The sequence below is a fragment of the Taibaiella koreensis genome, from assembly GCF_003545715.1.
In the GTDB taxonomy this organism is placed as follows: domain Bacteria; phylum Bacteroidota; class Bacteroidia; order Chitinophagales; family Chitinophagaceae; genus Taibaiella; species Taibaiella koreensis.
Genome location: NZ_QVNU01000003.1, coordinates 157,297 through 182,868 on the forward strand (window position 1 = coordinate 157,297; position 25,572 = coordinate 182,868).

General features: G+C 50.9%; 22 protein-coding genes. 11 read left to right on the forward strand and 11 right to left on the reverse strand.

Annotated features, from left to right (window positions below; all coding sequences use genetic code 11):
- Window positions 1–69: 69 nt before the first annotated feature.
- The 5 genes from fumC (at window position 70) to DZK30_RS10700 (ending at window position 4,489) form a co-directional block, all read left to right on the forward strand.
- The gene (gene fumC / locus DZK30_RS10680; protein WP_118974139.1) at window positions 70–1,464 is read left to right on the forward strand and encodes a class II fumarate hydratase; all 1,395 of its coding nucleotides are present in this window, start codon (window positions 70–72) and stop codon (window positions 1,462–1,464) included.
- 173 nt (window positions 1,465–1,637) lie between these two features.
- Window positions 1,638–1,874: an acyl carrier protein gene (locus DZK30_RS10685; protein WP_106520856.1), complete on the forward strand. Its 237-nt coding sequence runs from the start codon at window positions 1,638–1,640 to the stop codon at window positions 1,872–1,874.
- 46 nt (window positions 1,875–1,920) lie between these two features.
- Entirely contained in the window at window positions 1,921–3,180 is a 1,260-nt protein-coding gene (gene fabF / locus DZK30_RS10690) for a beta-ketoacyl-ACP synthase II (protein ID WP_118974140.1), read from the forward strand.
- 5 nt (window positions 3,181–3,185) lie between these two features.
- Window positions 3,186–3,920, forward strand: coding sequence for a ribonuclease III (gene rnc / locus DZK30_RS10695; RefSeq protein WP_240432902.1), 735 nt, complete (start codon window positions 3,186–3,188; stop codon window positions 3,918–3,920).
- Between the two features lie 53 nt (window positions 3,921–3,973).
- The gene (locus tag DZK30_RS10700; RefSeq protein WP_162903017.1) at window positions 3,974–4,489 is read left to right on the forward strand and encodes a hypothetical protein; all 516 of its coding nucleotides are present in this window, start codon (window positions 3,974–3,976) and stop codon (window positions 4,487–4,489) included.
- Here DZK30_RS10700 and prmA read toward each other — a convergent pair.
- The 9 genes from prmA to DZK30_RS10745 all read right to left on the reverse strand — a co-directional run bounded on the left by prmA (window position 4,486) and on the right by DZK30_RS10745 (window position 16,970).
- Entirely contained in the window at window positions 4,486–5,316 is an 831-nt protein-coding gene (gene prmA / locus DZK30_RS10705) for a 50S ribosomal protein L11 methyltransferase (RefSeq protein WP_118974142.1), read from the reverse strand. The two genes, DZK30_RS10700 and prmA, sit on opposite strands and share 4 nt — an antisense overlap.
- Window positions 5,317–5,438: 122 nt before the next feature.
- Window positions 5,439–7,619, reverse strand: coding sequence for an OmpA family protein (locus tag DZK30_RS10710; protein WP_118974143.1), 2,181 nt, complete (start codon window positions 7,617–7,619; stop codon window positions 5,439–5,441).
- A gap of 196 nt (window positions 7,620–7,815) precedes the next feature.
- Window positions 7,816–8,871, reverse strand: a complete 1,056-nt coding sequence (locus DZK30_RS10715; RefSeq protein WP_118974144.1) for a PorP/SprF family type IX secretion system membrane protein — start codon at window positions 8,869–8,871, stop codon at window positions 7,816–7,818.
- A 247-nt stretch (window positions 8,872–9,118) separates the two neighbouring features.
- Entirely contained in the window at window positions 9,119–12,046 is a 2,928-nt protein-coding gene (locus DZK30_RS10720; protein WP_162903018.1) for a choice-of-anchor L domain-containing protein, read from the reverse strand.
- A gap of 243 nt (window positions 12,047–12,289) precedes the next feature.
- Window positions 12,290–13,060: a TIGR02757 family protein gene (locus tag DZK30_RS10725; RefSeq protein ID WP_118974146.1), complete on the reverse strand. Its 771-nt coding sequence runs from the start codon at window positions 13,058–13,060 to the stop codon at window positions 12,290–12,292.
- A 65-nt stretch (window positions 13,061–13,125) separates the two neighbouring features.
- On the reverse strand, window positions 13,126–13,788 hold the full coding sequence (locus DZK30_RS10730) for a peptidylprolyl isomerase (protein WP_118974147.1): 663 nt from the start codon (window positions 13,786–13,788) through the stop codon (window positions 13,126–13,128).
- 32 nt (window positions 13,789–13,820) lie between these two features.
- A complete protein-coding gene (locus tag DZK30_RS10735; protein WP_162903019.1) occupies window positions 13,821–15,644 on the reverse strand; it encodes a type VI secretion system baseplate subunit TssF in 1,824 nt (607 codons plus the stop codon).
- 76 nt (window positions 15,645–15,720) lie between these two features.
- Window positions 15,721–16,149: a GPW/gp25 family protein gene (locus DZK30_RS10740; protein WP_118974149.1), complete on the reverse strand. Its 429-nt coding sequence runs from the start codon at window positions 16,147–16,149 to the stop codon at window positions 15,721–15,723.
- A gap of 158 nt (window positions 16,150–16,307) precedes the next feature.
- A complete protein-coding gene (locus tag DZK30_RS10745; RefSeq protein WP_118974150.1) occupies window positions 16,308–16,970 on the reverse strand; it encodes a hypothetical protein in 663 nt (220 codons plus the stop codon).
- 223 nt (window positions 16,971–17,193) lie between these two features.
- On the opposite strand from DZK30_RS10745, the gene DZK30_RS10750 reads away from it, so the two are divergent.
- The 4 genes from DZK30_RS10750 to DZK30_RS10765 all read left to right on the forward strand — a co-directional run bounded on the left by DZK30_RS10750 (window position 17,194) and on the right by DZK30_RS10765 (window position 21,557).
- Entirely contained in the window at window positions 17,194–18,486 is a 1,293-nt protein-coding gene (locus tag DZK30_RS10750; RefSeq protein ID WP_118974151.1) for a hypothetical protein, read from the forward strand.
- Window positions 18,487–18,496: 10 nt separating this feature from the next.
- Window positions 18,497–18,931, forward strand: a complete 435-nt coding sequence (locus DZK30_RS10755; protein WP_118974669.1) for a QcrA and Rieske domain-containing protein — start codon at window positions 18,497–18,499, stop codon at window positions 18,929–18,931.
- Window positions 18,932–18,973: 42 nt separating this feature from the next.
- A complete protein-coding gene (locus tag DZK30_RS10760) occupies window positions 18,974–20,092 on the forward strand; it encodes an imelysin family protein (protein WP_118974152.1) in 1,119 nt (372 codons plus the stop codon).
- A 91-nt stretch (window positions 20,093–20,183) separates the two neighbouring features.
- Entirely contained in the window at window positions 20,184–21,557 is a 1,374-nt protein-coding gene (locus tag DZK30_RS10765) for a di-heme oxidoreductase family protein (RefSeq protein WP_205529413.1), read from the forward strand.
- An 89-nt stretch (window positions 21,558–21,646) separates the two neighbouring features.
- On the opposite strand, the gene DZK30_RS10770 is transcribed toward DZK30_RS10765, so the two are convergent.
- A complete protein-coding gene (locus tag DZK30_RS10770; protein ID WP_118974153.1) occupies window positions 21,647–22,348 on the reverse strand; it encodes an autotransporter outer membrane beta-barrel domain-containing protein in 702 nt (233 codons plus the stop codon).
- A 105-nt stretch (window positions 22,349–22,453) separates the two neighbouring features.
- Complete coding sequence (locus DZK30_RS10775; RefSeq protein WP_118974154.1) at window positions 22,454–23,188, reverse strand: outer membrane beta-barrel protein; 735 nt, start codon at window positions 23,186–23,188, stop codon at window positions 22,454–22,456.
- A 173-nt stretch (window positions 23,189–23,361) separates the two neighbouring features.
- Between DZK30_RS10775 and DZK30_RS10780 the strand changes: the two genes are divergently transcribed.
- Both DZK30_RS10780 and DZK30_RS10785 read left to right on the forward strand, forming a co-directional pair.
- Window positions 23,362–24,048, forward strand: coding sequence for an NUDIX hydrolase (locus DZK30_RS10780; protein ID WP_118974155.1), 687 nt, complete (start codon window positions 23,362–23,364; stop codon window positions 24,046–24,048).
- Window positions 24,048–25,553, forward strand: coding sequence for a nicotinate phosphoribosyltransferase (locus DZK30_RS10785; protein WP_162903020.1), 1,506 nt, complete (start codon window positions 24,048–24,050; stop codon window positions 25,551–25,553). The genes DZK30_RS10780 and DZK30_RS10785 overlap by 1 nt, the downstream gene beginning before the upstream one ends.
- Window positions 25,554–25,572: the final 19 nt, after the last annotated feature.

Here is a 25,572-nt window from a genome sequence, read left to right on the forward strand (position 1 = left end):
ATCTTTGCGCCCGAAATAGAAAACGGGCAGCCTACGTTTGCCCGTCAGCTAACCTCAAAATCTGATAATATGTCCTTTCGTATTGAAAAAGACACCATGGGCGAAGTGCAGGTTCCTGTGGATGCCTACTATGGCGCGCAAACACAGCGTTCAATCGACAACTTTAAGATCGCCCAGGACATCAACCGGATGCCCAAAGAGATCATCCAGGCTTTTGCCTATCTGAAAAAGGCTGCGGCGCTTACCAATACCGACCTGGGCGTACTGCCTGCCGAGAAATCGGCCCTCATAGGTAAAGCCTGCGACGAAATACTGGATCACAAGCTCGATAAGGAGTTTCCCCTGGTAGTATGGCAAACGGGCTCCGGCACCCAATCCAATATGAATGTGAATGAGGTAGTGGCCTATCGTGCACACGTGATCAACGGCGGCCAGCTTACCGATAAAGAAAAGTTCATCCATCCCAACGATGACGTGAACAAATCGCAGTCGTCCAACGATACTTTCCCTACTGCGATGCACATCGCTGCCTATAAAATGCTGGTTGAAACGACCATTCCGGGCATTAAAAAATTGCGCGATACGCTGGACGCCAAAGCCAAAGCCTATATGCATGTGGTGAAGATAGGCCGCACCCACTTTATGGATGCGACGCCGCTTACCCTGGGCCAGGAGATCAGCGGCTATGTATCCCAGCTGGATCATGGTCTCAAAGCGATCCACAACGCACTGCCCCACCTGAGCGAGTTGGCCCTGGGTGGCACTGCCGTAGGTACCGGTATTAATACGCCTAAAGGATATTCTGAAGCAGTAGCCAAAAAGATCGCTGAACTTACCGGCCTGCCTTTTGTTACAGCAGAGAACAAATTCGAATCCCTGGCTGCCCATGATGCGATCGTTGAAGCACATGGCGCCCTGAAGACCGTAGCGGTTAGCCTGATGAAGATAGCCAACGACGTGCGTATGCTGAGCTCCGGTCCCCGTGCCGGTATTGGCGAGATTCATATTCCCGACAATGAGCCGGGCTCTTCCATTATGCCGGGTAAGGTGAACCCTACCCAGTGTGAAGCGCTCACCATGATCGCAGCCCAGGTAATGGGCAACGATGTGGCGATCAGCATCGGCGGGGCCAGCGGTCATTTCGAGCTGAATGTATTCAAGCCGGTAATGATCTACAATTTCCTGCACAGCGCTCGTCTTATCGGCGACGGCTGCGTGTCGTTTAACGATAAATGCGCTGTAGGCATTGAACCCATCGAGAAAAATATTGAAGCACATGTAAACAATTCACTGATGCTGGTAACCGCCTTGAATACTAGGATCGGCTACTATAAAGCCGCCGAGATTGCCCAAACAGCGCACAAGCAAGGTAAGACCCTGAAGCAGACAGCTGTGGAATTGGGCTATCTGACCGCCGAAGAGTTCGATCAATGGGTGGTGCCGGCTGACATGGTAGGTATGTAAGATATTGCAGCGAAACCGCTGCCAGGAAGGATTTCCTGCTTTGATGGTTTTGATCAAAAAGACAAGCCGCTGCCGGCGGAAGGGGCTTTATTTTATCCGTTACCCGCTAAAAAACATTTCTTTGTTTTACTAAAAAGTATATTTTTGCACCATTAACTTAAATTGCAAACATTATGTCCGAAATTGCTAATCGCGTAAAGAAAATCATCGTTGACAAATTAGGTGTTGACGAATCAGAAGTAACTCCTGAAGCTAGTTTCACCAACGATCTTGGAGCGGATTCTTTGGATACAGTAGAGCTGATGATGGAATTCGAAAAAGAATTCAATATCTCTATTCCCGACGATCAGGCAGAAAATATCGGTAGCGTAGGTCAGGCTATTGCATATCTGGAAGAGCACGTGAAGTAATTGTTACCCCCCCAAAGTAAGCATCTCAGTAATCTAACTAGTTTAAATGAACGTAACGTTAAAACGAGTAGTTGTAACGGGACTCGGCGCCCTAACTCCCATTGGTAACACAGTAAGTGAATACTGGAACGCGCTCATCAATGGCGTTTCGGGCGCCGATTTCATTAAACAGTTTGATGCTGAAAAATTTAAGACCAAGTTTGCCTGCGAATTAAAAAATTTCAATGTGGACAACCACATGGAAAAGAAAGAGTCTAAAAGGCTCGACCGTTTTTCGCAGATCGCCATGGTAGCTGCTACAGAAGCGATCCAGCAGGCAAAGCTGGACGATCCTTCGCTGGATAGGGATCGTATTGGTGTAATCTGGTCATCCGGTATCGGTGGTATGATCACCTTTATCGAAGAAATGACCAATTATAATGCCGGCGACGGTACACCGAGGTTCAATCCCTTCTTTATTCCGAAGCTGATCCTCGATATTGCCTCCGGTCACATTTCCATGAAGTACGGCTTTCGTGGCCCCAACTTTGCTACAGTAAGCGCCTGCGCTTCATCCACCCATGGTATGATCGATGCGCTTACCTATATCCGCCTGGGAAAGGCGGATGCTATTGTTGCCGGCGGATCGGAAGCTGTGGTAACGCAATCCGGTATCGGCGGCTTCAATGCCATGAAGGCGCTTTCTGAAAGAAATGATGATCCCAAAACAGCCAGCCGCCCCTTCGATCTCGAGCGGGATGGCTTTGTGCTGGGAGAAGGCGGCGGCTGCGTTATCCTGGAAGAATATGAATACGCCAAACGCCGCGGGGCCAACATCATTTGCGAAATTGTAGGCGGCGGCATGAGCGCCGATGCCTATCACCTTACTGCACCGCATCCCGAAGGGCTGGGCGTGATCAATGTAATGAACTATGCCCTGGAAGATGCACAGCTGAAGACGACCGATATCGACTACATCAATGTACACGGTACTTCTACGCCCATAGGCGATATTGCCGAGATCACCGCCATCCAGAAAGTATTTGGTGAGCATGCCTACAATATGAACATCAGCTCCACCAAATCGATGACCGGCCACCTTCTCGGTGCTGCCGGCGCTATTGAAGCGGTAGCAACCATTCTGGCAGTGAAGAATAATATCGTTCCTCCTACCATCAACCATTTCACCGACGATCCGGCATTTGATCCGAGATTGAATCTTACTTTTAGCAAGGCGCAACAGCGTACCGTAAATGCTGCGATCAGTAATACATTCGGTTTTGGCGGTCATAATGCGTCCGTGGTCTTCAAAAAAATCGAAGCCTAGCAGCATTGAGCCTTTCGAAAAATATTTTCACCCGTTTTTCAGAAGAAGACAAAGCGCTCCAGAAAGCGCTCAAGAATATTCTGGGCTTTAAGCCCGGATACCTGCAGTACTATATCTCCGCCATTACGCACAGGTCCCAAAGCGATGTGGTCGCCAACAATAACGAACGCCTGGAGTATCTCGGCGATGCCTTTATCGGTTCTATCGTAGGCGAGTACCTCTTCAAAAAATATCCCACCCGGCACGAAGGTTACCTGACCGAAATGCGCTCCAAGATCGTAAGCCGTACCTCGCTTAACGAAATTGCGCTGCGCATGGGCCTTCAGAAGATCGTACGTTTCAATAAAAATGATAAGATGCTGCGCCGCAGCCATATCTTTGGCAATGCCCTGGAAGCATTGGTTGGCGCTATCTACCTTGATGTCGGCTTTGAAAAGACCCGCCGGTTCATTCTGAAGAGAATGCTGGCCACCTATATCGATATCGAAGAGCTGGAGATAACCGAGTATAACTTCAAGAATAAGCTTTACACCTGGGCGCAGCGCAGCGGTAAGCATCTCGACTTTGTAACCCTGAGCGAAAAGATAGAAGCCGGTCGCAAGGTATTTACCGTAGCCATCGAAGTTGATGGCGAATCCTTCATGACCGCCTCCGGGTATACCAAGAAGGAGGCCGGGCAGATGGCGGCGCAAAAGGCTATTGAAAAAGTAGAAGCGGAACAGCTGGATAAAGAACCTTAAGCCTCCCCTGCTATTGACGACCTGCTTTCATAAGAGAAATACGCCTCCGGTATATGCGTAATGCCTTGAAATATTCCCTTGCCCTCTTATTCGTATCATACCACGCGCTTGCACAGCCATGTGCTGACACACGACGAGGGAAGCTAAGAAATGGAAATGTGATCGAGTCGGTATTGTTTGTTTCCGAAAATTACTGGGGCTTATATTTTGGTAAGGAGACCAACCCATCAGACAAAAGCTTGCGCCCCCGCTATTACCTGGCCCTGAATTCACTGCCCAAAAGCAAGCTGGCTGATAGTTTAGTCGGTACCTACGGCGATTTTGAATTGCTGTTGACCAATGGGGTACATATCCTTTTTAAAGAAGCATTGGCAAATATAAACCCTGTTGCCAGCAATACCCCGCTTGGGTTCGGCCTGGAATTAAGCCCGGAGCAAATGCAACAGATCACGGCGCCGATAGAACGCGTCACGGTGTTCCACCTTTTGAGCACAAACTTTTCTCCATCCGAACAGCAAAAAATAGGAGCCTTGGTTCAATGTTTCAATGCCGGCGGGCCGCAGCACTAGCTTTCCGCCTTTTGGGCAAACTGAAGACAGGCCCAGTTCCGTTCTATCCGTTCTTGCTGATAAATAAAGCCCACGCTCGCTGCTTCACTGCGGATCATCGCAATATCCTCCGGTAGTATTCCGCTCAGCAGCAGCGTACCGCCCGGTCGTAGCATTGCGGCCATACGATCCATATACGCCAATAAGATATGCCGGTTGATATTGGCCAGGACGATATCGAAAGTGCTCGCCGCCGGAAGATCGTCGGCAGTACCCATTTGCACAGTTACCTTTGTAGCGGCATTACGGGTGCAGTTTTCCTGTGCATTTTCAAAAGACCATTCATCATTGTCGATAGCCAGCACGCTTCGGGCGCCCAGCATTTCGGCCAGTATCGCCAGTATACCCGTTCCGGTGCCAAAGTCGAACACATCTTTATCCTGCAGATTTATTTCCCGCATAAAGGTCATCATTAACGCAGTCGTGGCATGGTGACCGGTTCCGAACGACATTTTGGGCGTGATCACAATATCGTAAGAAATGTTTTCGGGGCGGGGATGGAAATCGGCTCTTACACTGCAGAAGCCGTCAATGATTACCGGCTGGAAATGCTTTTCCCATTCTTCATTCCAGTTACGTTGCGCAATTTGCCCGGTACTGAAACCAAGCTGTAGCCGGCCGGCGATCTCCTGTACGGCAGCCTCATCGTAACCCTGCTCATCGGCATAAGCGATCAGCATATCCTCCGTTTCTTCAAATCCGGTAAAATCGAGTGTGGAGAGCATGGCCATCAGGGTGTCTCTGCTGTCCTGGTCGGTTACGGGGAACGAGACTTTAATGTGATTCATGGCGCAAATGTAAGCATCGCAGTAAGGCTTTCCAACAATTGCTACGAGAAGAGGTACAGGGTGAAAATGAAAAGAGCGCCCTGTTTTACAAGGCGCTCTTCACTATTGAGTTATTTTGTGAATTAGTTCACGCGGCTTCCGGGATTGCCAAACTGCGAGTCGGAATCAGCCGGTTCTTGTTCATCGGTACCTTCACCTTGTTGCAGGTTTTTCTCCTGTTGACCAATAGTACCAGGCTTGGTGCTGTCATAGATCGTACGAAGTGTAGGTACATCTGTCATGATGCGGAAGGTCGTGCGACGGTTTTGCTGGCGGCCTTCAGGATTGTCCTTTCCTTTGGGACCTGTATTGGATGCTACAGGATTCTTTTCACCCATACCCTGTGCAGAAAGCCTGCTGCGGTCGATACCGTTACGTACAAGGTAGTTGACTACAGATTCGGCTCTTTGCTGGGAAAGATTGAGGTTGTAAGCATCGGTACCTTTACTATCGGTATAGGAGAAGATCTTCACATCAAGCGAAGGATTGTTCTTCATCAGCTCGGTCAGCTTTTCCAGTGATGCGGCAGACTCGGGACGAAGGGTCGCTTTATCATAATCGTACAAGATATTGGCCATTTCGTAGTCTTTGTCAATGGCGAAGCTGTCGACGTAGATCGTTACAAAAACGGTGTCGTCCGGATCCTGGCGCTTGATACCTTCTGTGCTTACGGTTGCTTTGGTAGAAAGATAACCGGCTTTATCGGCAGTCAGCACATAGTTATGTCCCCTGGCAGTAAGGAACTGGAATTGACCGTCTTCAGAATTATAGGTTTTCAGATTACCGGCTTCGTCTACCATTTTCACTACGGATTGTGCTACAGGCCGTTGAGATTTTTGATCCAGCACCTTACCCATAGCATAGATCTTGGGTTCGTACTGAATACGCCAGATATCGTCGCAGCAGGTAGGATTTTTCAACGCGATAGAACCAATACGGTTGCTCACAACATAGGCGTCGGGCTTACCTACAGGATCGTGGATGTAATACAGCTCGTCGGCAGAGGTATTGATGGGGTAACCCAGGTTGGTCAGATTGGTGTAACGGGAAGGGCCGCCGTCGGCAGAGTAAATATCGAAGCCTCCCATAGTCACCCAGCCGTCAGACGCGAAGTACAGTTTGTTTACACGGGTATCGTAGTAAGGAGACGCCTCATTACCTTCTGTATTGATTTGCTTACCGGCATTTTGCGGACGACGGTAGCTCTTTTGACGGGGATCGTATACAGAGTACCAAATATCGAAGTTACCACGGCTTTGCAATACCCGGTTAGAGGAGAAGAACAGTACTTCTTTTTTACCTACTTTGGCAATGTAGGGTTGTGTATTGGACGATTCGCCTTCATTGATGCCGAAGGCCAGTAATACAGGCTCTCCCCACTTTTCTTTTTCAAAAGTTGAGCAGAAGATACGGCAGGTCATTTCATTCTTATCGTTTTCCATGCAGCGCGTAAAATAGAAGCGGTCGCCGCCGGGGCTGAAGCAGCCATTACCTGTATGGTACTTGGCATCGTTAAAGCGTCCATCGAGGAATGCCAGAGGCCATTGGAAGGTGTCGCGCTCTTCGGTGCGCTTAAATTTATGCGATATCATGAAGCGGGATACATAGTCGGCCCGCTTTTCCTTGCCTACTTCAACCTGGTTGTTTGATTTCATGGTCGCAAACAACAAGGCGGTATCGCCCAGGGGATAAGGCGACAACTCCGTATAAGCAGTATTTACATTTGGTCCAAGGTTCTTTACAGTGGCGGGAATGGGATTGTTTACAGAATTCATCGCCATTTTGCAGCCATCGATCTCACGTTGTGCCCTTTTCTTCAGCTTTTTGAAAGATTTGGGATTGTCGGAAATGAACTTCTGGAAGCGGCCGATCGCTTCTTGATATTTCCCCTGCATTTTCAGCATCTGAGCCTCTTTATAGATCGATTCGGGGTATAAGGCGGAAGCGGCAGAGTAAACAATACCGTAATAACGTGCTGCCGGTACATAATCACGCATGAACCACGCACATTCAGCAGCCTGATAATTCAGGTATGGATTACGCGGCTGCTCCTGGAGGAGCTGGGCATAATAATCTGCAGCATTGTAATAGCTGCCTGATTTAAACAGTCCGTCTGCCCAACGCAATTTTTTATCGTAACCCAACTTGGCTACAGGATCGTTTGCTTTATTGCGGTATTTATCTTTTTGCGCCAAAGCATCGTTCTGTACAACGGCTGCCAGGATAATGGCTGAAAATAGATAGAGTAACGATTTGCGTCTCATGTGCGTGCAACGTTGATTAAATGATATTAAATTAGAAACTTGGGCTATAAAAGTAGAAATTGATTTATAAAAAACGAAGAACCTGCCAAATTTTTTTTAAAATTATCTGGCAGGCTCCTTATGAATCAGTTATGTTCTGTTTTATCACCCAATTATGTAGGAAACAATAAAATTTAAGAGCCTTACAGTATAAATCTTAGAAACGTCCGCAGGGGTAAAGGAGCTTGCGTGCAAAGGCCAGCGGACTGGGTGCTATGTAGCGCAGGGAAATCTCGAAACCACCGTTACCATTAGACGCATTCTTAAGATCTGAAGTATTGTAGTCATAACCCACACCTACGCGGAAACCTTTGAATTCAAGACCCGCAGTAACCATAATGGCATCATCGTGACGGTACCATACACCGGCAAATACGGCTGGTGCAGTGGGAAGATCGTATTCGTTGCCTACTTTCAGATTGAATTCGTTACCGGCAATAATTTCCATGGCCTTCTGCTGGGATTGCACCAGTACAGCGGGTTTCAGGGTAAACCGGTCGCCAACGCCAATGATCGCGCCGATCTGGCCGGTGTAGCGCATACCCAGACCTACATCGCTGGATGCCTCGCGGCGATCGAACGATTCCAGTGGCTGGTTGATATTGTTGACACCGGCGCCGATGGTGAAGGAGAACTTCTCGCTCACCGCCTGCGCGTAGCTGATGCCGGCATTGATAACATAATTATTGGTTTTGGTCGTAAGCCAGCCAAATTCGGCAGAGGTACCCTGGTTGAGCGTCCCTTCCTGGAATTCGTCGCCGAAATACAACCGGCTCAGGTCAAGATTCTTTTGAGAATAGCCGCCTTGCAGGCCCACGGTCAGCACCTTCCTGCCATCCTGCCCCAGGAACTTGTGGTAGGCAACGGAAAGCAAAGCGGAGAAGTTGTTGAGATTACCATCGCCGGCCCGGTCATTGTAGACTGAGAGACCGCCTGCCAGATAATCGTCAACAGAAATATCACGGATGATAGGCATATCTACGGAAACGGCATAAGTTTTGAATGCAGCTGCGCCCACCACACTACGCCACTGATCGCGGTAAATGGCCGAAGCACGCACCTCGCCATTAAAGGCGCCGGTATTAGCAGGGTTCAGCAAAAGCGGCGAAGCATCGAATTGTGTAAAGTGGACATCCTGAGCTTGAGCGCTTCCTGTGTTGAGCATTGCTGCTGCAATCAGGCCAACGCCCGCAATCGTAATTCTACACTTCATAATTTGTTTGTTAAGCTGTTTATCAAAAGTTATTTCCGCGAGATTTTCTTAATAGAAATTTTTGGGAGATAAAAGTGCAAAAAAAAATTGATTATCCATAAAATTATCAAAATATTTTTTTTATTACCCTCCAAATCACTTCATCGAACTCCGGTTATGTTTATAGTTTAATCGTAATGATCGCAGTATACGTTAAGCAGCCCTTGTCAGCAATGCTTTCAACGCTCCTTCTTCATGCTGTTACCGGCTACCGGATAAGCGTCACATTGCCATCTTTTCTAAAAGGCTTACCCGTGCTGGTGGTGGCATCTATACTGTAGATATACACACCCAGCGGCTGCTCTTTATCATTAAATCTGCCATTCCAGCCCTGATCGATATCAGACGTTTCAAAAACCTTGTTGCCCCAACGGTTGAATATACGGAAATATTTGAGATGGGCAATACCCCGCTTCACGATCTTGAAATCGCCGCTGGTAGGGGAGAAGGCATTGGGCACATTCAGCACAGATTCTGTATTGACCAGTACATCGATAGAGTCTTTTATGAGACAGTCATGCTCGGTGCGGGCCGTTACAAAATAACGGGTTCTCACTTCAGGCTGGGCCACCGGATTAGAAATATTGACGGCGCTTAACCCCGACGGCGGGAACCACTGGTAGTAAAGACAGTTACCGGCCGGGTCGATCTGGTAGCTTTCACCGGGCCATAGCTGCACACTGTCAGGAAGGGTTATTGTTGCCTGCGGATATACATTCACCATCACCGTCTGGGTATCATAGCAGGTATGGCTGCTGTAGTCTTTAGCGCCAATGAGCGTGTACAGGGTAGGGCTTTCGGGAGTAGCCACAGGTTGGGCAATATCCGCATGATCCAACCCGTACCCGGGCGACCAGGTATAGGTGCTGGCGCCCTCGGCGAGGAGCTGCACATTTGCCGGCGGACATACGCCCGTATCGGGCATCACCACCAGGAAGTCACCTGGAAATACGGTCATGGTCATCGTGTCGCTTCCGGTACAGCCCAGCGGTGTGGTCACCTTTACGGTAAGCTCCGGTACCGAAGCATCGCCGTTGAATACCGGCATTTGTATCGTAGAGTCCGTAAGGCCGGCGCCTGGTGTCCAGTCGTAAGTATAGCTGGGATAATTGATTGGCGTTACGGCAGCATACATCTGGATCGCATCGTAAGAGCAAATGATCTTGTCGGGGCCTATATGGACATCGGGAACCGGTTGTACCTCCACATAAAAGCTGTCGGGCATATCAATACAGCCCGGGAAAGAGGCGGTAAGGGTATAATACCCGCTGGTCATGGCATGAAGGGTGGTATTGGCCGCGAGGGGATCGACTACGTCCGGCTCGGGGGTCCAGTTATAGCTGAACGCCGTATCGCCGAGGACCCTTAATGGTATCAGGGTACCGGCACACACAGCCGTGTCCTCGTTCAGCACCGTAATATGATCGGGCAGCAGGCGTACCCTTATGGTATCGTAGCCATCACAGCCTACGGCCCCGGGGTTCACCTTTACCATATAATCGATGGTTGCCGGGGGTACAGCAAGCGGGTTGCGGATCTCCGGATCGCTTAAGCCGGTTACCGGCGTCCAGGAAAACCGTTCGTCGGGATTCGGCGGCGACGTATTGGCATATAGCTGCACGGCATCGCCACAGGTGGCTTTATCAGCTCCCAGGTTCACTCTGGGCGTATCTTTTACATCGATCTTCACCTGGGCGGTGGAGGGAGCGCATCCCGATCCGCCTACCGGCAACGTTACGCTTACGGTATAGGTGGTAGGATCGGTTGGTGTTACCGTTACATTCTGCTCCAGCGGATTGCTTACCGTAGCTGCAGGACTCCATATAAAATCGAGCGCCGTATCGGCATCAACCTTCAGGTCTACCGATTTGCCGCGGCAGATCGCAGTATCTGGTGTCAGTATCTTTACATAGATCGAATCATAGATCATGATGGTATCGGCAGACAGCACGATCGGCTCATTGGTGCTGGCGCAGGTATAGGGCGACAGTATCTTGACCACCACAGACTTGGGCCCCACTGCGGGATTCATGGGAATGCCGTTCACAAACAGATTGACCACACTATCGCCGGGAGGCATCGTTACGCTGGTGGGCAGTGTATTATAGTCCACCCCGTTTACTGCGGTTCCCGAAATGCTGAGGGGAATCGTAATGGCTTGTCCCAGGCTACCGTTGCGGCTGATGCGTATGAGGCCGGGAGGGCAGCCGCGCACGGTGTTGGTAAAGGGTACTTCCAGGCCGCCACCGCCAAACGTCTTTACGAGGAGTGATGTCGAGCTGAGGCTCCCTGCTTTAAGAAACACACCCGAATCCAGGATATCGTCGTTGCCACCGGCCGAACCGTCGGCAATCGCCAGCTTCAGGTGATAGGTATCGCAGGCCGAGACCTGGGCTTTGGCTGTAAAAGGAGTAGTGAAACCACGGTACGTAATCGTTGCCCCTCCTACATTGTTTACGTAGTAAGCAGAGAAGGGCGAACCCGTGGCCATATTGGTACAGGGTGTACAATCGCCGCCGTTGCAGGGATTGACGCCGCCATTGGGAATAATGCTTGTAGTGGAATTGACACAGACAGGAACCGTGGTGCCGGGTACCAGCGCCATATTATAAGGTGTGGTAAATCCGGGGCCGCTGATCAGGAAGGCAAACATATCGTTCCATTGGGAGCAGGAATAGACCTGGTATTCGGAGGAAGCGAAAACGTAATCAAATTTCACAGAATCGCCCGCAGGAACAAAGTCGAATTGCAATACACAGGCATTATTGCTTTGCAGGCCGGCCAGGATATTATTCAGATCCGGGTCTCCGGGTGCGCCATTTGCAAAATCGGGGCCGGGGCCGCCCGTATTGGGGCCGTTCACACCTATAGCGCCGCCAGGCACGGTCATGGCTCTTCCCGACGTAAGAATGATACCGCTGTCGATACCCAGGTTGCTGGTACCGGAAAATACCGCATTGGATAATCCGGGACAGGTAAGGGTTGGATTTAATACGGTTACCCCCGAGCCTGTAAGCTTTTGTACCAGCTGCGTAGCCGTCTGGTTATCGGTAACCACAAGCTGTGCATAACTAGAAAAACCAGGGACCAGGAGCAAGCAAAGGAAAAGGATAATGCGTTGTAATGCTGTATACATAAATGGCTTTTTATGTTCGGTTGCGGTTTGGTTTACTGGAATATATACCCCGGTCGGCACGACCGACACCCTACTCCAAGTCCAGAGACGACCCGATAACAGGCAAACGTTGGGGGAGAAGTATAATTTATATCATATACCTGTTCCCCGGGATATTTGGACCGGCTGCTATGGTGTTAAGGACGCCTATAGTGCTACAAGATAGAGAAATATTTCGAGGAACAATACAGGCGGGCTTTCCGTTCAGAATTTTTCAATGACGCCCAGGCCAAATAGCGCATAGTCGTACCGCACAGGATCGGTGGGGTCGAGCTGGCGCAGGCCGGCTGTGAGCTCGAGGGCTGCTTCCCAGTCATCCTGTTTGCGGCTCAGCAGATGGAGCCGGCGGGCTACCCGGGCTACGTGCACATCCAGCGGGCATACAAGCTGTGCCGGATTGATCTTGCGCCAGATGCCAAAGTCGACGGCACTATTGCGACGCACCATCCAGCGAAGGAACATATTCAGCCGCTTGCAGGCCGATTGTTTAGCCGGAGTAGAGATATGCTTCCGGGTACGCTCTGGCGCCATGGACGCAGCAAATACATAGTCGTGAAAGCCGCTGATTGCCTGTGTAATATCGGGGGATAAGGGGTTGATAAATTGTGAAAAAGCCGTCTCCAGTGTGTCATGATTGTGGAAATGCTGCCGGAGAAAATGAAGGAGCCAGAACAGGTCCGTCGCGTTGAAGGTACGGTGGACAAAGGTGAGCAGGGGTTTTAGATCGGCTTCGGTATGGTTGCGCACAAAGTCGTAGGGCGCGTTATCCATCGACTGCAGCAAACGGTTGCAACTGTTAATAATCGAGGTCCGGTTGCCCCAGGCAAAAAGTGCAGCAAAGAAGCCCGATATCTCGATATCCTGGAGCCGGTTGAAGCGATGAGGAATGCTCACGGGATCCTTAGCTATGAAATCGGGCTGGTCGTATTCGGCTACTTTACGATCCAGCATTTGCTTCAGCACGGTGGTATTCATCTCCCGAAGAAACAAAAAAACTTCCGGAGAATGCTCACCGGAAGTTTTTTGAACGCAGGCATTTTTTATATCCAGAAGAATAAAAACTTCTTTTTAACCCTGAGCTTCAGTATTTTCTGATCCTCTTTAGGGCGATCCATGCCATCGCGGGGCTGTTTTACAATTTTGTCTACAATATCCATGCCGCTGGTTACTTCGCCATACACAGTATAATTGCCATCCAGGTGAGGCGTGCCGCCGATGGTGCGATAGAGTGCGCGTTGCTCCGGCGTATACTGTTGGCCGGTACGTTTGCTGATATTGTCCAGGTCGGCATCCGTAAATTTCTTACCCACGGTAATATAGAACTGGCACCCGGAAGACGATTTCTCGGGATTGTTATCGCGTGCTGCAGCCAGTACGCCGCGTTTATGGATATTCCCGGGTTTTATTTCTGCGGGAACCAGGTAACCTGTACTACCATTACCCAGCGGAGCGCCGGGCTTGGCCGTTTTGGAATCGGGATCACCGCCCTGGATCATAAAGTCGGGGATCACACGATGGAAAAGCGTACCGTCATAAAAATGACTTTTGGCCAGCTTGACAAAATTGTCCCTGTGCTTGGGTGTATTGTCGTAAAGAAATAATTCGATCTTGCCGTATGTAGTCGTAATTACAGCACGGTATTTCTGTGCAAAAGCGGTGCAGCACAGCAGCACCAGACAAAGGGAAAATAAAAGTTTCTTCATCGGTTATCGGTAGTCCTTTTAAAATAGTGGCCTTATTGCAGCACCAACCGGAAAGGATATACCGGAGAGGCATGCAAGCTGAGATAATATTCCAGCTCCCGGCAAAGATAGCCGACCTCGTCTTGCTCCGAATCGCTATGCCGGGGCGCTAATGTAAGAAAAATATCAATGGAGCGTTGAAATCCCTGGTTGGGGCCTACTCCTGGCTGCACGCCCTTCCGCACCGCTATTTTTTTGATCCTGTCGCCCAGCAACTGGTAGCTCAGCAGCTTTACATCCTCGGCACTTATGATCTTCCCTCCCGATGCCAGCTGTCGTTGAAGAATGTATTTTTTTTCTGCATCGGAGATCGTCGATTTTCCACCGGTAACATTGGTCAGCGTAAAGGCGCTGCGCGAAGGTGTGAGCGTATGATTGAATGCGGTAAGCGATGTGCCGGCCTTGACCACATGTGCTTCTGTACCGTTAGTGGTCCAGTAGCTTACCGTTATCGACTCTCCTGCAGCTTTAGGCTTCAGCAACAGGTAATGCAAGGCCTCCTTTTTATCACGGGCCACCTGCATCTGATCCTCAAGCCGCGCCAGTATGCGCGTAATTTCCCGCAGGCGCGCCAGCACAAATTCATTACTCATACGGCTAAAGTAGGCGCTTTCATCCCGGATGGCCTCCGTTAGGCTGCCTATGATCTCGCGCACCTCCCGGGCGTTCGTTTTGCCTACGCCGCCATGGCGCACGATCGCTTCGCCTTCTTCCACCTGACGGCCGCCGGCCGAGCTGTTGATCCGGTATTTTCCGCCCGGGGAGCCGGTAACGTCCTGCAGGTCAAGGAAGCTGCCCTCTATGGGCATAGGTACTATATTAACCCGGCTGTCGGTACGGTGATGCAGGGTATTGAGCGACCGGTTGATCACCGGGAACGCATTAATGCTGCAATGCAGCCTGTCAAGCGTCTCTTGCTGGAACATACGTCCCAGGACAATCCGGATAAAGACGAGGCCCTCGGCCTGGAGGCTTTGTAAAGTCTTTTCGGGCAGGCCGGTCCAGGCGCCGGGCATATCGCCCGGAACCGGTTGCAGGTCCCCGGCCAGGTTAACAAATTGGCGGGCATAAACGCCGGCTACCTGCCGGTGTACCTTACGGCTGTAGTGATAGCCGCCCGACAGCGCCTCTTCCAGGTTCAGCTCAAATTGGTATCCTTTATAATAACCGCTTTCCAGGCTAAGCGCCTGCTCCCCGGCATAAGCCTTTGCATGAAGCAGGCTGCTATAAAAAAGATCCGACTCGCTATGCCCTTTGAGATCAAAGAAAAGCTGCAGCCCTTTAAAGCTGTTTAATCCCTTCTCCGGCGTCAATGCCAGCCAAAGCTCGTTGGAAGCGCCGCTGTGGCCGGTATCACCGATCAGCTCTTTTTGACCGCTGGCTGTGAAGCGGTAAAATTTATGCCCGGCTTTCATATAGCCGAGATTGGTCTTAAGTAGCTGGAAGCTACCCACAGGCGTAAAATAGAAATCCCGGTTGTAGGCGGTCATGCCCGCCTGCTGAATACGCTGTGTGGTATAGAAGCGCGTGGTTTCATCAAGCATGGCCCTGGCTTCCACCGGCTGGGCCTGCATGATGCAGGATCCCGGGTGGGCATTGATCATCGCTTCGGGCAGTATCAGTTCGGCCAGGCGATCGATGAGCCGGTTTTGCGTAGCGCTGATACCTGCGCCTATCTGCTCCAGCTCCCCGGCACAGGCCTCCAGTAGCAATAGGATCAGCGGATCAAAATTGGTCTCTATCTCTCCCTCCGGGATCTCCCAAAGCCTGGCAGCCGTTTTCAGCATGCGGTCCCTGATCTGTTCTTTTTTCAGCATAACGGTTGAGCCTGTATTTTTGAAGTATTCGGAAAAATGAAATTCCCTGAAGGGAAAAGGAGGCCGGTCTGGTGCATTAATCAAATGCCATAGGCCCTATAAAGAAGCCGGTGGCAAAACGGAAGGGCTCATTGCTACGGGCCAGGTTGCCCTGGACAATGATCTCGATACGCCGACGGAGCCGTGTACCCACCGATTCGTTCACGGGGACCTGCTTTACATTAACCTCAACCACCACAGCCACCAGTCTTTTTTCATAAGCTGCAATCTGCCGTTGCAGCGAATCGATCACCATTTCTCTCCGGGCGTCGTTAGACAAATGAATGTCGTAATCGTGATCCCAGAATCCGGCGCCGTAAGCCGCGTCCTGCTTATGTTCTCCTGTTGTGGTCGTGATCAGCAGGTGCAGGTTACGGGCGATAGACTGCTGCGGGGTGCAGGTATCCAGTTTCCGCTTTTCGAAAAAGGGTTCGAATTTCAGGGGAAGCTTCAGGTATTCGGGCATGGGAGGGGCTTTCGATACTACAAAGATAGCAGAAAGCCCGGCCGGCGGTATCGGTAAAAATACGTATTCTGTGTAGGCAGGCGCATGGCGGGCTCGAGCAACAAAAAGCCGCCTGGAAACGTCTTCCGGCGGCTTTTTGTTTTGTAATCAAGAGGTTATTAATCGTCTGTTTTGGCTTGCTTCATAAACTCGTCATTGGCTTCCTTGCCCCAGAAGGGCTTTGTGATATCGTCGTGTGATTCCTTTGCAAAAAGCCCTTCTGCTTTCTCAAAATATTCAAGCGATTTCTTTTTACCGCCGCCAAACATCTTGGGCGTGAAGAATACGCTGGTGGCTTTCAGGAAATAGATACGGGGGTTTTCCGCATTGTATTCCTTGGCCTTTTCCAGGTTGCTTTCAAATATCTTGCCGTATTTCTGCCAGCGCTTTTTGGGGTCCACACCCAGGCGGGCGTTGGCCAGCATAGCATTCAGTGCATACAACTCCGATTGCTGGCCTTTATCATTCTTGTCGGCCAGGGTGGTAGCCGTAGCCAGAAAGTCTTCGGCTTCATCCAGGTAGGCGTCCTTTTTGGCCTCGTCCTTTTCATCATAGTTGAGCATGATCTTGGACAATGCAGCATAGTAAGCGGCAGACCATTCGGTATTGAACTTTTTGGCAATCAGGCCCAGGCGGTTACTCTGGCCTATCTTTTCGGTCTGGTCCTTGCCATCGAAGAAAGCTTTAACGGAAGTACCCAGCGTTTGTTTGAATTCCTGGGCCGTCGCTGCGCCCGCAAACCCCATTACCAGTGCAAGAGAAAGTAAGAAACGTTTTGTCATTGTTTTGTTGTTTTTGAAATGATAAGGCAAAACTAAATGAAGCCGGGTTCACTTAGATATAATGTTTCGGTAAATACGGGGGAAACTTCGGCGAAACGGTTATGTGCTCAGGCGGGGTGCCGGCCGTTTTCTGCTTCCGATTTTGTAATAGTATTGTCATTTCTGTCAATACCGGCCGTTTTCTGGTGAAACTTTGTTTCCTTTGCGGCCGAAATTTTCTAAAATGCCGAGGTCTACCTTAAAAAAAGCGCTGCTGGGAATAAGTCTCCTGCAGCTCAGTTTTGCCGCTACTGCACAACAAGATACAGAGCAGAAAGAGAAGATCAGGAGCGGCATGACCCCGGCCCAGCAGCTGATCGCCAATACGGGAGAAGACCTGCTCACCGGCGGTAACGCCGATCATGCCCAGACCGTGATCTCAGGCTACGGCCAGGCTTCTTACCAGCGCAATTTCCAATATAAAACATCTACGGTAAACCTCGACAGGGTTGTCCTGTTCGTAGGCCATCAATTCAACAACCGCATCGCTTTCTTTTCCGAGCTGGAGATCGCCGATGCCCGCGTAGAGGGCGGGAAGCCCAAAGGCGAGATCGGGATGGAACAGGCGTATCTTAAGTTCAGCCTCAACCCCCGGCAATATATCGTAGCAGGCCTTTTTCTGCCGCGACTCGGTATCCTCAACGAGAATCACCTGCCCACCAACTTCAATGGGGTGGAGCGTCCGCTGGTGGAACAGCTGGTGATCCCTTCCACCTGGCGGGAGCTGGGCGTGGGTTTTTACGGACAAATGAGCACCTTACCCATTGCTTACAGCATTGCCGTTGTGAATGGCCTCGATGCCTCCTCTTTTACCCACGGCACCGGGATCGCCGATGGTGAAGGTGGCGGGCAGCGCTCCAGCGGCAACAACCTGGCGGCAACAGCTTCGATAAAAGCATTTGTAGGTGACTTCCAGGTACAGGTGGCTGGCTATGCAGGCGGTACCATAGGTATCAGCAGCTATACGGCCGACAGCCTGCACATGACCTCGGGTATGCTGGCCGCACCCATATACCTGGGTGAAGCCGACGTACAGTATTCGGCCCATGGCTTCAGCGCCAAAATACTCGGCAGCTATATTTCTTATCCTAAAGCAGGCGATATCAACCGCAGCTATGCCAACAATACGCCATCGGCGATGTACGGCGTCTATGCCGAGCTGGGCTATAATCTTTTTGAAACGATCAAAAGCGAAAAGTTCGAAAACAAGCAATTGATCGCTTTTGCCCGCTACGAGAAGCTGGATCTCAATGCCTCAATCCCGACCAATGGAATTTACGACGGCACCCTGAAGCAGTCGCACCTGATCGCGGGGCTCAACTTCATGCCCATTCCTAATATAACGGTTAAGGCCGATGTAAGGCTGACCAATACCGGTCCCTTCAATAAGGCCTTATTGATCAATCCGCCGCCGGTCATCAGGCCTTATGCAGAGAACAATACTTTCCTGAATATCGGTATCGGTTATTCTTTTTAACGAAGTAGCTATGAACCGGAGAAGCTTTCTGAAACAATCTTGCGGCGCCTGTGCAGCGATGAGCCTGGGCGCCCTGCTGGGCTCTTCCCTGCTGGAATCATGCGGAAGCACCGGTTTGGGTGTGCTGAAGGCTTCGCAGACCGATGGCAAAGTGAGCATACCGCTGACCCAGTTCGATGGGGGGCACAGCTTCCAGCTGCTGCGGGTCAGTAACTATAATTACGATATCGCCGTACAGAAGAAGGATGATGGTACCTATTCAGCTATGCTGCTTATGTGTACGCATGCCAGGCACCCGCTCACCAAAGCCGGCAGCGGCTACTATTGCACCCTGCATGGCAGCAAATTCGCCGCCGATGGTAAAGTGGAGAAAGGGCCGGCTTCGAAGCCTATGGTACACCTGCCGGCAATAGTAGCGGGCGATCAGCTGGTAGTGACTTTATAAGAATAACAAAGTATTTTTTTGAAACACCCATACACATTCCAGATGATGAAAAAATATGTCCTGCTCGGCTTTGCCGGCGCTGCGCTGCTGACGGCAACCATGACGGGTTGTAAATCGGATTCCGATCCCCAGCCCGCTGAAGATTTTAACCAGCTGAAGAGCCTGGTGCTCTCCGACTTTGTCAATGTAGTTGGCAATCCGCTGTACGCCGATTTTAAGGCCAAAGCGACGGAGCTTGACAACGCGGTGAAGGCGCTGGCTGCCAATCCTACACCGGCCAACCTGGAAGCGGCGCGTACCGCCTGGAAAGCTGTCCGCGTGATATGGGAACAAAGCGAAGGTTTCCTGATAGGACCTGTAGAAGACGATAATTACGATCCGTACATGGATACCTGGCCTACCGATAAGACCCGCATGAACGATCTGCTGGCCGGTACCCAGGCGCTTACCGTGGAATACCTTGCCGGTCTCGATAATCCCGATGAAGAAGCCGAGCTGACCCTGAGAGGCTTCCACCCCCTGGAATATATGCTGTGGGGAGCCGACGGCAACAAGCAGGCCGCTGCGCTTACTGCCAGGGAAAAAGAATATATGACTGCCCTGTCGGCCGATGTGCTTAATAACGTGAACAAGCTTCAGGCAAGCTGGTTGCCGGGTGCTACCTATTTCGGAAAAGAGTTGATGACCCCTGGCGCAGGCAGCCGCTACGAGAACAAGCGGGATGCCCTGGAAGCCCTGGCCAATGCCCTTATCGATATTTGCAGCGAAGTAGGTGAGAGCAAAATGGTAGAGCCTTTCCAGCCCAATAACCCTGCACAGGCCGATAGCACCATATCCGAGTCACCTTATTCGCACAACTCGATCACCGACTTCCGCAACAATATTATCGGCGCACGCAATGTATACCTTTGTACTTATGGCGCCAATGGCGGCAAGAGCCTCAGCGACCTGGTGAAAGCCAATAAGGCCGCGTTGGATCAAACGATCAGGCAGAAGTTCGAAGTGGCCATCAACTCTTTCGACGGCATTACCACCACCTTTGAGCAGGCGATCTATACACAGCGCAACCAGGTGCAAAATACACTCACAGCCCTGCAGTCGTTGAAAGAAACACTGGAAGGAGAGCTGGTGCCTTATATTACGCAGTATGTAACCGATTAGTGCTTGCGTGTTCAACAGACCATATAGTTGTTGTTTTTTATAATCATCCTGGCGGCACGCTTCCTGTGCTGCCGGGATTTTTAGCTCAGAAATGAAGAAGCTAAGTGTAGTGGGTATCCTTGTGCTGATGGTAATTACGGGTACCTTATGCCGTAAGGCAGAGGAGTTCCCCGAAGAGCAGTACGATCCCCGCCTGTCCGGTGGTGCAGCCACTATATTCCTGTCCAATTCCCAGGCCTTCGGTTCGGCCATCCCCGGGCTTAGTGGTCGCGACGCGTTCATGCATGAGCTTGGCGATGCCTTGTTCAGCCAAACATTTGTTTCCGCGCCGGCGCCTATATTCTCGGGTCTGGGGCCGGTATACAACAATGTATCCTGTGTGAGCTGTCACCATAACGATGGAAAGGGAACGCCTACCATGGGCCTCATCACTTCTTCGTTACTGACGCGGCTTAGCGTACCGGGAGCCGACGCATTCGGCGGGCCGCTGGCGGTAGCCGGTTTTGGCGGACAATTGCAGGATAAAGCCGTGAGCGGAAAAGTGGCGGAAGCAAAAATGAAGATCGACTACACGGAGGTACCCTTCACCTTTGCCGACGGTGAAAGTGTCTCGCTGCGCAAGCCGGTATACACTGTGAACAATCCCTACAAGGCTTTGCCGGCCGGTTGTATGTTCTCAGTACGTCTTGCGCCGCCGGTATTTGGCCTGGGGTTGCTGGAGCTGATACCCGATGAAACCCTTCTTTCCTTTGCCGACGAGAGCGATGCCAATGGCGACGGCATCAGCGGACGCCCCAATTATGTGCACGATCCCCTGAGCGGCAAGCGGGTGCTGGGCCGTTTCGGGCTGAAAGCCAACAACCCCAACCTGATGGTACAGGTAGCATCGGCTTTCCAGCAGGATATCGGCATCACCAGTACGATCTTTCCCCGGGAATCGTCGTATGGACAAGAGCAGAACGATGATCTGGCCGACGACCCCGAGCTGGCCGACAGCATGCTGCAGGCCACAACTTTCTATGTGCAAACCCTGGGTGTACCGGCGCGGCGCAATGTGACCGATGCTGACGCGCTTAGAGGCGAAAAGCTTTTCACACAGCTGAATTGTTCCGGTTGCCATATTCCCACAGTATATACCGGCATCGATGTACGTCAACCCGTGCTCAGTAACCAGCGCATTCATCCTTATACCGACTTGCTACTGCACGATCTTGGCGCCGATCTCGCCGACGGACGGCCGGACTATCTCGCCGACGGCAACGAATGGCGTACGCCGCCGCTGTGGGGTATCGGCCTTTTTACCAAAACAAACGGTACGCCTTTTTACCTCCACGACGGCCGGGCCCGCACGCTTATCGAAGCGATCCTGTGGCATGGTGGTGAGGCGCAGCGTTCGAAAGAAGCCTTCGTTAAGCTTTCCAAGGCGGATCGCGATGCCGTGCTGAAATTTCTCCAATCCTTATAGCACTTATATAATAATCCCGCCCTGCTGCCGGTCTTTAATAAGATCAGCGGCAGGGCGGGATTCTTTTTATCTTGATGATACCAGGCAGGTTAAAGCGCGATCTTAATACCCAACTCGAATCCGATATTGTAATTTCTTTGGGTGACGCTGGCATAAGGAATGCTTCCTTGTTTCACCATGTTACCGAACATGTAGCTAGCCGATGGGCCGCCGAAGAGGCTTACTTTGTCGCTCAGCTTATATTCGAGATGAAGTGCCGCCGTACCCCAAACCGAGATCCGGTTATATTGCGTACCGAATGCATCTCCGGTCAGGTTGTAAGTGCTTTTGTTATTGCCTTCCCACGTTTGTACCGTCGCGCCGGTATTATAAGTCGCCAGCACACCAAGCGTGGGTACCAGGCTTAACTTATTGCCCAGAGGCAAGGTATAGGCTACCTGTACCGGGATTCCTATATGATGGAAAGTCACGCTTTGATCACCTGATGGGTTGACGACACCGGGAAGATTAGCCGGGTTGAAATCGTTGCCGAATATAAGGTCCCTCTTAAAGCCACTGGTAAGGTATTGTACTCCAGTCTGCAAGCGCCAGCGCTTCATTTGATAGCCTACCGTTATCCTGGCGCCATACTGGAACACAGCATGCTTGTCCCCCAGCGTGGGCCCTGGAATTTCAGACCGGGTAGCGTTCGAGATACCGGCGCCACCGGAAGCGGAGAGGTAAAAGCCATTCTGGGCGTAGGTTGCGGCTGGCAGAGATATTGCAGCCAGTAGATAAATAAGCTTATTCATGGTATCGTGATTTATAAGACAAAACGGACAAAGCGTTTTTATATTATGCGCTGCTTTTTTTAGAGCAAAGCCGGCATTCAAGCGGGTAAGATAGGGTTCCTGCCTTTAGCTCTTTTTAGAAGTCAGCCACCATAGGCTAAGGCTGGCGCCGATATCAAAGCTGGCGCAATAGCTCCTTTGCGCTCCTGTAAAGCTGATGGTATTATCGCTGCGTTTTTCCAGGTTGCTGATCATGTAACGGGCCGAAGGGCCACCGAAAAAGCTAAACTTGTCATTCAACCTGTATTCTATATAGAACGCAGCGGTACCCCACAACGAAATGCGGTTGTACTGCTTATCAAAATCGGGACCGGACAGGGTTTCATGGAATAAATCTGTTCCGTTCTCTTTCGTTAGTCTGACACTGGCCTCTGTATTATAAGTGGTCAGCAAGCCGGCAGCAGGAGCAAGCCTGAGCCGGTGGCCAAGCGGTATTTCATAAGCGACTTCCAGGGGCAGCGCCACATGCCTGTAGCTAAGCCGGTATTGGGCCGGCTCGGCCGCAGCAGGCTTATCCGGTTCAATGTCCCCGGCTGTCACGAGTGCTTTCAATTGATACCCGCTGTTGAAGGATTGAACACCCATCTGGAACCGCCAGTGTCCCGTCTGGTAGCCGGCTACCACCTTAAGATTGCGATGCGCTATGGTTGACTGGTCTTTGTCTTCGTTAGCCGGACCAAAATACCGGCTGTCGGCATTGGCCCTGCCCAGGCCACCCGATAAGGATACATAAATATCTTCCCGCGCGAAAACCGTGGTAGAGATTAATAATGCGAATAACAGATAGCACGCTGTTTTCATGGTGTTTGTATTGATGATAGCACATCGTAATAACGCAGTCACGCTCTTCTTAGTATCCTGTACGGCGGTACTTTAAGCTCCAACCTCCGGGATCAATTTGTTAAAACATCAAATAAATTTGGTTGCAATGCCACTTTTGTTTTTACTTTGCGTCATAATAACGCAAACTAAACATGACAAAACAGTTCAGCAGCTATAAAAATCCTTCGCTTGCCGTGGACCTGGTGGTCTTCGGTTATCACCAGCGGGAACTATCGGTATTGCTGCTTAACCGTAAGGACGAACCCTTTAAAAACGGATGGACCTTGCCCGGTGGCTTTTTACAAATGGAAGAGTCTTTGCTTGAAGTGTGCTCCCGTATCCTGAAGACTAAGCTGGGCATCGATAAGCTTTACCTCGAGCAGCTCTATACCTTTGATGAGCCGGACCGAGATCCGAGGGGCAGGGTGATCTCTGTGGCCCACTATGCGCTCATTAACCCGAGGCAGCTGGCCGTTGTAGCCGGCAGCATGGCCAACGATGTGCAATGGTTCCCGGTAAACGCGCTACCCCGGCTGGGCTTCGATCATAAGCGCATTTTCGGACAGTCATTACAACGGTTGAAGTCTAAGATACTGTACCATCCTGTAGGCTTCGAGCTGCTGAATGATACCTTTACCATAACAGAGCTGCACGATCTGTATGAAACGATATTAGGTATTGAGATCGACAGGCGGAACTTCAGACGGAAGATACTCGACTCGGAATACATTATCGCTACAGGCGCCAAAAGAGAGGGGCTGAAGAACCGACATCCCGATCTGTACCGCTTCAATAAACATCTGAAACAAAATAATTTTCAACTTAATATTCCATCCTGATGAAAACGATACTTCCCATACTGCTGAAAGACGGCTATAAAGTAGGTCACAAGTTCCAGTACCCCGAAGGCACTACCCTTGTGTATTCCAATATGACACCGCGCCATTCCCGTAACCCGGAGATACCGGAGATCGTTTTCTTCGGTCTGCAATATTTTATCAGGGAATATCTTGTGCGCCAGTTTAACGAGGCCTTTTTCGGACAGCCAAAAGAGGCCGTATTGAAAGCTTATGCCCGCCGTATGGATCATTACCTGGGCAAAGATGCTGTGGGCTATGAACATATCGCGGCCCTACACGATCTCGGTTACCTGCCTCTGGAGATAAAAGCGCTTCCGGAGGGTAGCCAGGTACCTATGCGCGTGCCGGTGTTGACCATAAGAAACACCCTGCCGGAGTTCTTTTGGCTCACCAATATGCTGGAGACCCTCATGAGCGCGATCATATGGAAACCCTGTACCTCTGCTACCACAGCCTTCCGGTACCTGAAAACCTTTACGCGTTATGCGGCAGAAACAGTGGGCGCCGACCGCAGCTTCATTCCCTGGCAAGGGCACGACTTTTCTTTCCGGGGCATGAGCGGTGTGGAAGATGCGCTGATGAGCGGCGCTGGTCACCTGCTTTCCTTTGCCGGCACCGATACCATACCCGCGATCGATTTCCTGGAGACGTATTATGGTGCAGATTGTGAAGCAGAGCTGATCGGTGGTTCCGTACCGGCTACCGAGCATAGCGTGATGTGTATGGGCAGCCAGGATGGCGAGATCGAAACTTTCGAGCGACTGATCACAAAAGTATATCCGGCCGGTGTGGTCTCGATCGTAAGCGATACCTGGGATTTCTGGCAGGTGATCACCGATTTCCTGCCCGCACTGAAAGATAAGATACTGGCACGCGATGGTAAAGTGGTGATCCGCCCCGATAGCGGCGACCCGGTGAAGATCATTGTTGGCGATGAAGACGCTATACCAGGCAGCCCGGAATACAAAGGTGCCATCGTATGTCTTTGGGAGACTTTCGGCGGGAACTTTACGGAAAAAGGGTACAAGCTGCTGGACTCGCATATAGGTCTTATCTACGGCGACAGCATCACTACAGAACGGCAGGAAGCCATATTGGAAGGGCTGAAGCGTAAAGGCTTTGCCAGCTATAATGTGGTCCTTGGTATCGGCTCCTACACTTACGAATACGTGACGAGAGACACTTTCGGTTTCGCGATGAAAGCCACTTACGGCGAAGTGAACGGTGAAGGGAGAGCTATTTTTAAAGACCCCAAAACAGACGACGGAACGAAAAAGTCTGCCAAAGGGTTGATGCAGGTCTATCGCAGCGAAGCGACGGGCCGCCTGGAGCTCAAAGACCAGTGCAGCTGGGAGGAAGAGCAACAGGGCGAACTGAAAACCGTGTTCCGGGATGGTAAGCTCTTGACAGAAGAAACCCTGGCCGGTATCAGGGAAAGAATAAAGCAACAATTACAACAACCGGCGATAGTACCTGTGCTATAGCGTCGGATAAACAGATCAC